13 protein-coding genes are annotated in these 11772 nt (G+C 45.9%); 7 read left to right on the top strand and 6 right to left on the bottom strand.

Translation table 11 applies throughout. From position 1 onward, the window contains the following. Positions 1 to 7 precede the first annotated feature (7 nt). The gene (locus L4C35_RS21075) at positions 8 to 1252 is read left to right on the top strand and encodes a valine--pyruvate transaminase (RefSeq protein WP_428464741.1); all 1245 of its coding nucleotides are present in this window, start codon (positions 8 to 10) and stop codon (positions 1250 to 1252) included. 22 nt (positions 1253 to 1274) lie between these two features. Here L4C35_RS21075 and L4C35_RS21070 read toward each other — a convergent pair whose 3' ends face one another. The 6 genes from L4C35_RS21070 to dnaA form a co-directional block, all read right to left on the bottom strand. Continuing rightward, positions 1275 to 1451, bottom strand: a complete 177-nt coding sequence (locus L4C35_RS21070) for a hypothetical protein (RefSeq protein ID WP_428464740.1) — start codon at positions 1449 to 1451, stop codon at positions 1275 to 1277. Between the two features lie 54 nt (positions 1452 to 1505). Continuing rightward, positions 1506 to 1946 carry a small heat shock chaperone IbpA gene (gene ibpA, locus L4C35_RS21065; protein ID WP_428464739.1) on the bottom strand — a complete coding sequence of 147 codons (441 nt, stop codon included), beginning with the start codon at positions 1944 to 1946 and terminating at the stop codon, positions 1506 to 1508. A 260-nt stretch (positions 1947 to 2206) separates the two neighbouring features. After that, positions 2207 to 4624, bottom strand: coding sequence for a DNA topoisomerase (ATP-hydrolyzing) subunit B (gene gyrB / locus L4C35_RS21060; RefSeq protein WP_428464738.1), 2418 nt, complete (start codon positions 4622 to 4624; stop codon positions 2207 to 2209). 19 nt (positions 4625 to 4643) lie between these two features. Further along, positions 4644 to 5723, bottom strand: coding sequence for a DNA replication/repair protein RecF (gene recF, locus L4C35_RS21055; protein WP_428464737.1), 1080 nt, complete (start codon positions 5721 to 5723; stop codon positions 4644 to 4646). A 3-nt stretch (positions 5724 to 5726) separates the two neighbouring features. Further along, positions 5727 to 6827, bottom strand: coding sequence for a DNA polymerase III subunit beta (gene dnaN / locus L4C35_RS21050; protein WP_428464736.1), 1101 nt, complete (start codon positions 6825 to 6827; stop codon positions 5727 to 5729). 1 nt (position 6828) lies between these two features. Further along, positions 6829 to 8238: a chromosomal replication initiator protein DnaA gene (gene dnaA / locus L4C35_RS21045; RefSeq protein ID WP_428464735.1), complete on the bottom strand. Its 1410-nt coding sequence runs from the start codon at positions 8236 to 8238 to the stop codon at positions 6829 to 6831. A gap of 308 nt (positions 8239 to 8546) precedes the next feature. Between dnaA and L4C35_RS21040 the strand changes: the two genes are divergently transcribed. From L4C35_RS21040 to yidD, 6 genes are all read left to right on the top strand, one after another. Continuing rightward, positions 8547 to 9302, top strand: a complete 756-nt coding sequence (locus tag L4C35_RS21040) for an amino acid ABC transporter substrate-binding protein (protein WP_428464734.1) — start codon at positions 8547 to 8549, stop codon at positions 9300 to 9302. Positions 9303 to 9453: 151 nt separating this feature from the next. Beyond that, the gene (locus L4C35_RS21035; RefSeq protein WP_428464733.1) at positions 9454 to 10125 is read left to right on the top strand and encodes an amino acid ABC transporter permease; all 672 of its coding nucleotides are present in this window, start codon (positions 9454 to 9456) and stop codon (positions 10123 to 10125) included. Beyond that, positions 10122 to 10892: an amino acid ABC transporter ATP-binding protein gene (locus L4C35_RS21030; protein WP_428464732.1), complete on the top strand. Its 771-nt coding sequence runs from the start codon at positions 10122 to 10124 to the stop codon at positions 10890 to 10892. The genes L4C35_RS21035 and L4C35_RS21030 overlap by 4 nt, the downstream gene beginning before the upstream one ends. A gap of 151 nt (positions 10893 to 11043) precedes the next feature. Further along, positions 11044 to 11178: a 50S ribosomal protein L34 gene (rpmH, locus tag L4C35_RS21025; RefSeq protein ID WP_006233350.1), complete on the top strand. Its 135-nt coding sequence runs from the start codon at positions 11044 to 11046 to the stop codon at positions 11176 to 11178. A gap of 12 nt (positions 11179 to 11190) precedes the next feature. Further along, complete coding sequence (gene rnpA, locus L4C35_RS21020) at positions 11191 to 11547, top strand: ribonuclease P protein component (protein ID WP_428464731.1); 357 nt, start codon at positions 11191 to 11193, stop codon at positions 11545 to 11547. Next, positions 11514 to 11771 carry a membrane protein insertion efficiency factor YidD gene (yidD, locus tag L4C35_RS21015; RefSeq protein WP_428464730.1) on the top strand — a complete coding sequence of 86 codons (258 nt, stop codon included), beginning with the start codon at positions 11514 to 11516 and terminating at the stop codon, positions 11769 to 11771. Before rnpA ends, yidD begins: the two co-directional genes overlap by 34 nt. Position 11772 lies beyond the last annotated feature (1 nt).

Below are 11772 nucleotides of genomic sequence, written 5' to 3'. Positions count from 1 at the left end.
AGTAAAAATGGAGTTTTCAAAGTTCGGAGATAAGTTTGGTCGCTATTCGGGAATTACCCAATTAATGGAAGACCTAAACGATGGGTTACGTAATCCCGATGCCGTGATGTTAGGTGGCGGCAATCCCGCCCAAATCCCAGAGATGGTTGAGTACTTCAATCAGCTTAGCCAAAGTATGGCTGCCAGTGGCGAACTCACCGCCGCGATGACAAACTATGATGGCCCTCAAGGTAAAAACACCTTTATTAATGCGTTAGCCGATTTAATGAAGGCCACCTATGGTTGGGACATCAAACCGAGTAATATCAGTCTCACCAATGGCAGCCAAAGCGCTTTCTTTAATTTGTTCAACTTACTCGCTGGTGAGTTTGACGGTAAGCAAAAGAAAATTCTGTTGCCGCTGGCGCCGGAGTATATCGGCTATGGTGATTCAGGTTTAAGCCAAGATATGTTCATCTCGTACAAACCAGAAATCACCTTGCTCGATAATGGCCAGTTCAAATACCACGTCGACTTTGATCGCTTAATGGTGGATGACAGCATTGGCGCGATTTGTGCCTCACGCCCTACCAACCCGACAGGCAACGTCCTGACCGATGAAGAAATCCAACATCTCGATGCTCTCGCCCGTGCGAACGATATTCCACTGATCATCGATAACGCCTATGGCATGCCGTTCCCCGATATTATCTTTGCTGATGTCACCCCTTTTTGGAACAGCAATACCATACTGTGCATGAGCTTATCCAAACTCGGCTTACCAGGTTTACGCTGTGGTATTGTGATTGCCAGTGAAGAAATAACGACTGCACTGGCCAATATGAATGGCGTGTTAAGTTTAGCCCCCGGCAGTGTGGGTCCTGCCCTTGCCCATAAGATGATCGAACAAGGTGACTTGCTGACATTAAGCGAGCAAGTGATTAAACCCTTTTACTTACGTAAATCTCAGCAGGCAGTTGAGTTACTGCAAACCGCCATGCCTGATCCGCGCTTTCGAATCCATAAACCTGAAGGCGCTATGTTCTTATGGCTATGGTTCAAAGATTTGCCTATCACCACAATGGAACTCTATCGCCGCCTCAAAGCTCGCGGAGTATTAATTGTGCCTGGGGAATACTTCTTCATTGGATTAGAAGAGGATTGGCAGCACGGCCATGAATGCTTACGAATGAACTATGTCCAGAGCGAGGAAGACATGCAAAAAGGCATTGCCGTGATTGCCGATGAAGTAACCAAAGCCTATCAGGCATAATGTGGCTAATAGCTCGTACGCCTTACTCCGTCACGGCAGTAACAACATAGCCAGCCAATCCCAATACTCCATATATCAAAGCAGCCTTCTGGCTGCTTTTTTGTTGTGCTTCACGTGAAACACGCAAGGTAGACGAATAGCCCACATCGCTTTCTAAACGCCAACCATTAAAAAAGGCCAGCCTAAGCTGACCTTTCACTACTCTTTCTTTGGTGTCATGCCTTAACAAAAAGGCGTGCTAACCAAGCCGAGCTTATTCGCTTTCGAGTAAGCGGTTGCCATTAATCGCAATTTTGCGTGGCTTTTGCTCTTCTGGAATTTCACGCTCTAACTCAACGTGCAGTAAACCATTTTCCATTTGAGCACCCACGACTTTAACGTAATCAGCAAGCTGGAACTTACGTTCAAAATCACGCTCAGCAATACCTTGGTACAGGTATTCGCGCTCTGCTTTTTGTTCTTCACGCGTACCACGCACAATCAAAATATTTTGTTGTTGGGTGATATCCAATTGCTCTTCGGCAAAACCCGCCACTGCCATAGTAATACGGTAATGGTTTTCGTCTTGCTGCTCGATATTGTACGGAGGGTAACCCGCGTTATTGTTGTTACTGAAGTTCTTTTCCATCTGGTTAAACAGACGATCAAAACCAATAGCTGAACGGTAAAGAGGAGTGAAATCTACGTTGCGCATAATACTATCCTTCTAAGAAGCAATATAAGTTAATCTGTGTATGAAGTGGTTTTCCTCTGTAGGACAAACCTCGCGCTCGACCCAGTCTTTGGCATCTTGCTCTTCATTAATAGATATAGGGATGATCGAATTTATTTCCAAGGGTTAAGTCGAAATAAATCATAAAAAAATCACACTAAACTGCTAAACCACTAAATATAAAGCAAAAAAAAACGCCGCACTTGGCGACGTTTTATACCTAATGATGTGTTTAATTTACACTACACATCTAGGTTTGCGTTCAGGGCATTCTCTTCAATGAAGTGACGACGAGGCTCAACTTGATCCCCCATCAGGGTCGTGAATAGCTCATCTGCCGCAACGGCATCGTTGATCGTAACTTGCATCATACGACGAGATTCAGGATCCATGGTGGTTTCCCAAAGCTGATCTGGGTTCATCTCACCTAGACCTTTGTAACGCTGTAGTGATAGGCCACGACGCGATTCTTTGATTAGCCAATTTAGCGCTTCATCAAAGCTGCTGACCGCTTGCTTACGCTCACCACGCTGAACAAATGCAGACTCTTCCAGTAGCTCGTTTAGCGCTTCAGAAAGATCAGCCAGCTTGCTGTATTCTTTCGAGTTCACCAAATCAAAGCTTAGTGCGTATTCGTAATCGACACCGTGAGTACGTACGACAACTTGAGGCAAGAATACATTATTCTCTTCATCACGGATCACTGCAGCACTAAACTGACTTTCACCGGATTGTTTTGCGTTTAGCGCAGTAATCACAGGTGTTAACCACTCAGTTACCGTCGCTTCTGTTGCAAGCATCTCTGCGGTTAGACGTGGTTGGTACACCATTTCATTCAGTAGAATGGTTGGGTAACGACGACTCATACGCGTCACTAGCTTCATGCCAGCATTGTATTGCTTCACAAGATTTTCAAGCGCTAGACCTGTAATTGCAGGGGCACCTTCACTTGTAAACAATGATGCGTTATCCAATGCCAACGCCACTTGGTACTGGTTCATGTCTTCATCATCTTTGATGTATTGCTCTTGCTTACCTTTCTTCACTTTATAAAGTGGTGGCTGAGCAATAAAGATATGACCACGTTCGATCAGTTCAGGCATTTGACGGTAGAAGAAGGTCAATAGTAGCGTACGGATGTGCGAACCATCGACATCGGCATCGGTCATGATGATGATGCTGTGATAGCGCAGTTTATCCGGGTTGTACTCGTCACGGCCGATACCACAACCCATGGCTGTGATTAAGGTTGCCACTTCTTGTGAAGATAGCATCTTATCGAAACGGGCTTTTTCAACGTTAAGAATTTTACCTTTCAGCGGCAAAATCGCTTGGTTTTTACGGTTACGTCCCTGCTTGGCTGAACCGCCAGCAGAGTCCCCTTCCACTATGTATAGTTCAGATAGTGCAGGGTCTTTTTCCTGACAGTCCGCCAATTTACCAGGCAGACCCGCTAAATCTAGCGCACCTTTACGGCGTGTCATTTCACGTGCTTTACGTGCAGCTTCACGTGCACGAGAGGCATCAATAATCTTAGTACAAACTGTTTTCGCATCTGATGGGTTCTCTAACAAGAACTCACTCAGTTTTTCACCCATGGTTGATTCAACCGCAGGCTTCACTTCACTGGAAACGAGTTTATCTTTCGTCTGGCTAGAGAACTTAGGATCTGGCACTTTTACCGATACAACAGCGGTTAGGCCTTCACGAGCATCATCACCCGATGTCGCCGCTTTTGCTTTCTTCGAATAACCTTCTTTTTCCATGAAGTTATTCAAAGTACGCGTTAAGGCACCACGGAAACCAGCAAGGTGACTACCACCGTCACGCTGTGGGATGTTGTTGGTAAAACAGTAGATATTTTCTTGGAAGCCATCGTTCCACTGCATTGCCACTTCTACTGCGATACCGTCTTCACGTTCAAAATTGAAGTGGAAAACTTTCGGGTGAATCGGTGTCTTGTTACGGTTCAAGTGCTCAACGAACGCTTTAATACCACCTTCATACATGAAGTGGTCTTGCTTACCTTCTTCACGTTCATCAATCAGTTTGATCGATACGCCAGAGTTAAGGAAAGACAGCTCGCGTAAACGCTTGGCTAAAATTTCGTATTGGAATTCAAGAATTGCGAAAGTATCAGCACTTGGCCAGAAACGGATACGCGTCCCCGTACGCTCGCCAGCATCACCAATAACTGCAAGTGGTGCTTGTGGTTCACCATGGCAGTATATTTGTTGGTGAATATCACCGTGGCGATGAATTGTTAGCTCTACTTTTTCAGATAGTGCGTTCACTACCGATACACCTACACCGTGCAAGCCGCCCGATACTTTGTAGGAGTTATCATCGAATTTACCACCTGCGTGAAGTACCGTCATGATAACTTCAGCAGCTGATACGCCCTCTTCAGGGTGCATTTCGGTCGGAATACCACGGCCATCATCGCTTACCGATACGGAACCATCTTCGTGGATGGTGACGATGATGTCTTCACAATGGCCAGCAAGAGCTTCATCGATAGAGTTATCGACGACCTCAAAAACCATATGGTGCAGGCCAGTACCGTCATCGGTATCGCCAATGTACATCCCTGGGCGCTTACGTACCGCATCTAGGCCCTTAAGCACCTTAATGCTTGATGAATCGTAATTGTTGGACATTGAGTTACTCTCGCTTAAATTATCCTGCGGTTATTTTACCGTGTTCCACATGAAACATCTTGCCATTTTCATCTTTCAAGTCAGCGACATGGTTGTCGCTAATTGCACTGATGAATACCTGGGCGTTGGTTTCCTTTAACCGTTGCGCTAACAGCGCACGCCGATGGCTATCCAGCTCGGAAGCAAAATCATCAATAAGGTAAATACACTGTTTGCCGGTCGCCTCGGTCAGATGGATCCCTTGTGCTAAACGTAATGCACACATCATCAATTTCAATTGACCACGGGACAACACATCTTCCACTGGCGTACCAGCCACTTTAATCCGTAAGTCGGCTTTGTGCGGCCCACCTACGGTATAACCAAGCTGACAATCACGCTCAAAATTGCGCTTTAGCAGCTCGGCATAGGGTGTTTCTTTTTCCCAGCCGCGGTAATACCCCAGCTGGATATCAAATTCAGGGAGAAAGCCTTGGCAAATTTCCGCCGCTTTCACTTTCACCGCTTGCAAATATTCATCGCGCCATTGGCTAATTAACTCAGCCAACTGGGCCAGCTCTTGATCCCAATAACTGAGCTCACGATAACTCTGTGCAGTTTTAAGTAATGCGTTGCGCTGTTTGGTCAGTCGTTTTACACGACTCCATGCTTGGTAAAAACGCGGCTCAACATGGAAGACGCCCCAATCAATAAATGATCGGCGAAACTTCGGCCCGCCACTCAGTAACTCAAACCCTTCAGGGGTGATTAACTGCAGTGGTAACACCTGCGCAAGCTGCGCCATTTTCTGGCCTGTTTCACCCGCAATTTTGACTTCAGCTGTACCATCACGCTTTTTGTTTAACCCCAGCGGTAGCTCAAGGTTATTGTTGTGCTGAATCCGACCATGAATAAACAGTTCGTTTTGTTCATGTCGAATCACTCTACTGGTTAAATGGCTACGAAACGAGCGGCCATGCCCCAAATAGTGCACTGCTTCCAACACACTGGTTTTACCGCTACCGTTGGCACCGATAAGAAAATTAAAGCTTGCTGACAACGTCATATCGCAAGCTTCAATATTTCGAAAGTCTTTGATTATAAGTCGGGTGAGCGCCATGCCTTATAGTCGGATTGGCATAACCACATACATGGCTTCGTCGTTGGCACAGTCTTCAATTAACGCACTAGCATTGGCATCGCTCAGTGACATTCGTACTTGCTCACACTTAAGCGTGTTAAGCACATCCAGTACGTAGCTCACATTAAAGCCAATTTCTAAATCATCCCCATCGTAGCTAACATCAAGAAACTCTTCCGCTTCTTCTTGTTCTGGGTTATTGGCTGTAATGCGCATTTCATTGCCGACAAAATTAACGCGTACACCACGGAATTTTTCATTAGATAAAATAGCGGCACGCGAGAAGGCTTTACGCAGTTCATCACAGCTGGCTTCTAATGTTTTAGTGGTGTTTTGCGGCATCACTCGACGATAGTCAGGGAAGCGACCATCAACCAGCTTAGAGGTAAACACAAAATTATTTACCGTTGCGCGTAAATTCGCATTACCAATTTGAATGGTCACTTGCGCGTCTGGCGTGTCGAGCAAACGCACCAATTCTAATACCCCTTTACGCGGTACAATGATTTGTTTGCTTGGCAGCTCTTGCTCAATATTGATCGCACATACCGCCATACGGTGGCCATCGGTAGCCACTGAGCGTAAGTGCTGACCATCGGTTTCAAACAACATACCATTGAGGTAGTAACGCACATCTTGATGTGCCATTGAAAATTGGGTGCTATCGATCAGCTGACGCATTTGGCCTTGTAGTAACGTCATCTCAACGTCACTCTGCCAATCATCAATATTAGGGAAATCACTCGCTGGCAGTGTCGCCAACGAGTAGCGGCTACGACCCGAGCGAATGATCACGCGATCCCCTTCAAGGGCAATCTTGATCGCGGAGGTATCTGGTAGACCACGGCAAATATCAAGGAATTTACGCGCAGGTACGGTAATCGCACCTTCTTCGTAGTCGCCGTCTAACGCCAGTTTAGCTACCAACTCAACTTCTAAGTCAGTACCCGTCATTGATAGCCAACCATCAGTGACTTGCAGTAACAAGTTACCCAAAATCGGCAACGATGGACGACCGCCTAATGCACCAGAGACCTGTTGCAGCGGTTTTAATAAATGTTCGCGTTCAACGGAAAATTTCATATTAAGACGACAGTGTTCTAATTAGGTTTGAATAATCTTCTTTGATATCGTGGCTTTCTTCACGTAGCTGCTCAATCTTACGACAGGCATGCAATACGGTTGTATGGTCACGACCACCAAATGCATCACCGATTTCTGGCAAGCTATGGTTCGTTAGCTCTTTCGACAGTGCCATCGCCATTTGACGAGGGCGTGCCACAGAGCGAGAACGACGCTTCGACAGCATATCAGCCATCTTTATTTTATAGTATTCGGCGACAGTCTTCTGGATATTATCGATCGTTACTAACTTTTCTTGCAAGGCAAGCAGATCGCGCAGCGCTTCACGAACAAAGTCGATGGTAATGGCACGACCGGTAAAGTTAGCGTTAGCAATAACACGGTTCAATGCCCCTTCCAACTCACGCACATTTGAGCGTAAGCGTTTAGCAATGAAAAACGCCACTTCATCAGCCAAGCGAATGTTATTGTGCTCGGCTTTCTTCATTAAGATCGCGACACGGGTTTCCAGTTCAGGCGGTTCAATGGCTACCGTTAAGCCCCAACCGAAACGTGATTTTAAGCGATCCTCTACCCCGCTGATCTCTCGCGGGTAACGATCAGAAGTCAGAATAATTTGCTGGTTACCTTCTAATAACGCATTGAAGGTATGGAAGAATTCTTCTTGTGAGCGCTCTTTGTTGGCGAAAAATTGAATATCATCGATCAACAAGGCATCAACGCTACGGTAGTAACGTTTAAATTCTTCAATCGCGTTGTTCTGCAAGGCTTTTACCATGTCTTGAACAAAGCGCTCAGAATGCATGTACACCACTTTAGCATTCGGTTTACGATCAGCAATCGCATTACCGACAGCATGCAATAAGTGCGTTTTACCTAAACCGGTGCCACCGTATAAAAACAGTGGATTATAAGCTGCACCAGGGTTATCCGCCACTTGACGACAAGCCGCTAAACCTAATTGGTTTGATTTACCTTCAACGAAGTTGTTGAAGTTGTGTTTCGGGTTCACGTTCGAGCGGAAACCCACTTGGGTTTCAGGCTGTACTGGCGACGGGGCAGGTTCCCACTGACGTTGCGGTGGCTCTTGAGCGATAGGCGCTGGCGCTGCTTGAAAAACAGGTGGCTCAACTGCCGCTATCGGTCGTGGTGGAGGCGCAGACACAGGGCGGCTGCCCACTTCAAAACGTAGGACAGGAACATCATTACCGCAGAACTCATTGAGTTGACGGTTGATGTTGTTGAGATACCGATCTCTGACCCAATCCAGCACGAAGCGGTTTGGCGCAAACAAAGTCAGCGTATTATCGTTTAATTCAGCTTGAAGAGGACGGATCCACATGCTGAATTCTGTTGCAGGGAGTTCTTCCTGAAAGCGTTGAAGGCACTGCAACCATAGCGAAGATGACAAGTTCGACTCCACACTGAATAACAAAACACAAAAAGGGAGCTAATTTTATACCTGCTGGCGCAGGATCGCCAGCAAAGAGATCGCAGATCCAGTGAATAAGATCCGACTTATTCACATTATTCACACAATGGAAGCCAGGATCAGCACATATTCCCCCCTGATTACCCACAAAATTATCAACAACGCCCCAAGATCCCCCTAACCTTACAAATGGTTATCTTTAATAACTCAACGTTATTTAATTAACAGAGTTATAAACAAGTAGGATGTTTTAGCACAATGACGATGTCAGCCTAGGAGTAGACAGAATGAAACGCTGGATGAAAACCACACTTACCGCCGTAGCCCTAACATTAACAGCAACCCAAGCCGTTCAAGCCGCCACCGACGTGAAAGTAGGTATGTCTGGTCGTTACTTCCCGTTTACTTTTGTAAAGCAAGATCAGCTGCAAGGCTTTGAAGTCGATTTATGGAATGAAATCGCCAAGCGTAACGACTATAAGGTTGAGTTTGTGACCGCTAACTTCTCAGGCTTGTTTGGCCTACTGGAAACCGGTCGTATCGATACCATTTCCAACCAAATCACCATCACCCCTGAGCGTGTGAGTAAATATGCGTTTTCTGATGCTTATGTGATTGACGGTGCCCAACTCGTGGTGCGCAAAGGTAATGACAGTATCAAGAGTACCGAGGACTTAACCGGTAAAAAAGTGGGGGTTAACTTAGGGTCTAACTACGAGCAACTACTACGAAAACTCACGAATGCCAGCGAAATAGAGATAAAAACCTATGATACGGGTATCGAACATGACGTGGCCCTTGGCCGTACCGATGCTTTTGTGATGGATCGTTTATCCTCGTTAGAGTTGATCAAAAAAGCCAACCTACCGCTGCAACTGGCAGGACAACCGTTTGAGAAAATTGAAAACGCCTGGCCATTTGTGAAAAGTGAAAAAGGTCAAGCGCTACGCGATCAAGTCAATACCGCGCTATCAGCCATGCGCGCAGACGGCACACTCGCGGAGATTTCCGTTAAGTGGTTTGATGCGGATATCACCCAATAACCCCATAACTCTTCTTTTGGGCTAGCTCGAATATACTTAAAACTCACCTTCGGGTGGGTTTTATCACTTTTAACTCACCTTACCTTGCAACTAATAGCGACATCTAGCGCGGTTTACACCATCTAACTCAATACATGAGGCTTTCACCATTATGGGTTTTGACTTTGATTACATGCTTTCCCTAATACCCATTTTGCTTGGCTATTTAGGGGTAACCCTGAACATGGCATTATGGGGATTACTCTTTTCGCTGATTATTGCGATTTTTATTGCCTTGGTTCGGGTCTATCGAATCCCTGTATTGGATCAGCTGGCACAGGTTTACATCAGTTTTTTTCGTGGCACGCCACTGCTGGTGCAACTGTTTTTACTTTATTATGGCTTGCCGCAAGTTTTTCCGATTTTTATCGGCCTCGATGCCTTCAGCGCGGCAGTGATCGGCTTAAGCCTCCACTTTGCCGCTTACAAAGCCGAGAGTATTCGTGCCGCGATCAATGGGATTGATCGCAGCCAAATGGAAGCCAGTTTGTCGATCGGGATGACCGAACTCCAAGCCATGCGCCGAATTATTTTACCGCAGGCCACCCGTATAGCCTTGCCATCTCTGATGAACTATTTCATCGACATGATTAAATCTACCTCTCTCGCTTTCACTTTAGGGGTGGCTGAAATTATGGCTCGCGCCCAGATGGAAGCCTCGTCGAGCTTTAAATTCTTTGAAGCATTTCTTGCCGTTGCACTCATTTATTGGGTGATGGTAATCCTACTCACGCGGGTTCAATACTGGGCAGAAACCAAACTCAATAAGGCCTACCAACGATGATTAAATTTACCCATCTCAGCAAACGCTTTGGCGACAGTGCGGTTTTTTCCGATCTCGATTTAACCATCAATAAAGGCGAAATCGTGGTGATTATAGGTCCATCAGGCACAGGAAAATCCACCCTATTACGCTGCATTAATTTCCTTGAACGCGCCGACCGAGGCCATATTAAAATTGATGATGTCACGGTCGATAGCCAAACCGCAAAACAGCGAGATATTCTGAAATTGCGCAGAAAAACAGGATTTGTATTCCAAAATTACGCTCTATTTGCCCACATGACCGCCAAACAAAATATTGCCGAGGGGCTTATCACAGTCAAAGGGTGGGATAAAAACGAGGCTTTTTCACGGGCGCAACAGATATTAGATGACATAGGTTTGGGCGATAAAGGTGATGCTTACCCTGCGGCCTTATCGGGTGGTCAGCAACAACGGGTCGGCATTGGTCGAGCAATGGCACTTGATGCTGAACTACTCTTATTTGATGAACCCACTTCGGCGTTAGATCCTGAATGGGTCGGTGAAGTACTCGCGTTAATGAAAACCCTCGCCACCCGTCATCAGACCATGCTGGTGGTCACCCATGAAATGCAATTTGCCCGAGAAGTGGCGGATAGAGTGATCTTTATGGCCGATGGGAGCTTCGTCGAACAGGGGTCGCCGGATCAGATCTTTGGCCAACCAAATGATCCCCGATTGAAAAAATTTCTCCATCAAGTTGGGATCAACAAAGGATCCTTGCACTCTGACCAACAAAAAGTATAATTCAGCGCCCGTCTTTTATGATGGGTATAATGATTGACTCTTTATGTGTCAGTGATTACAATTCCGCCTCTTTGTTAGAGGTCGAGGATATTTTTGTATCCGAAACTAAATAACAAACTTAAAAACTGATCAGTTAATTTAAGGTAATACCATGAAACGCACTTTTCAACCTTCAGTTCTAAAGCGCAAGCGCAGCCACGGTTTCCGTGCTCGCATGGCAACTAAGAACGGTCGCGCAACAATCAATGCACGTCGTGCTAAAGGCCGTAAGCGCCTTTCTAAATAATCTCTGATTATTTTGAATAAGCTAGCCTTTTCTCGGGAGTTACGTCTGTTAACTCCCGAACATTATAAAAAAGTCTTCCAGCAAGCTCATCGTGCTGGCTCTCCTCACTTAACTATTCTTGCCCGTCCTAACGACCTCAATCATCCTCGCCTTGGTCTTGCTGTTCCTAAGAAACAGATTAAAACTGCACCTAACAGAAACCGATTCAAACGTATTGTTCGAGAAAGTTTCCGTTTAAAGCAAGCTGACCTGCCAGCGAAAGATTTTGTCGTGATTGCCAAGAAGAGTGCTCAAGAGCTGAGCAACGAAGAGTTATTTAAACTGTTAGATAAATTATGGCATCGCCTGTCTCGCCCTTCGCGTGGCTAGTCGTAGGACTAGTCCGCTTTTACCAACTTGCGATCAGTCCGTTACTCGGACCACGCTGTCGTTTTACCCCTACATGTTCTCAATACGCAATTGAAGCCGTAAAAGCACATGGAACGATAAAAGGTTGTTGGTTAGCAGCGAAACGTCTATTAAGATGTCATCCTTTAAACGACGGTGGTTTTGACCCCGTTCCGCCAACCAAGCATAACGACAGAGATAATTAAC

The organism is Photobacterium kagoshimensis, from assembly GCF_050337045.1.
Lineage (GTDB): Bacteria > Pseudomonadota > Gammaproteobacteria > Enterobacterales > Vibrionaceae > Photobacterium > Photobacterium kagoshimensis.
The sequence above is the reverse complement of the archived record's forward strand: the minus strand, read 5'-3'. Positions and strand labels throughout refer to the sequence as shown.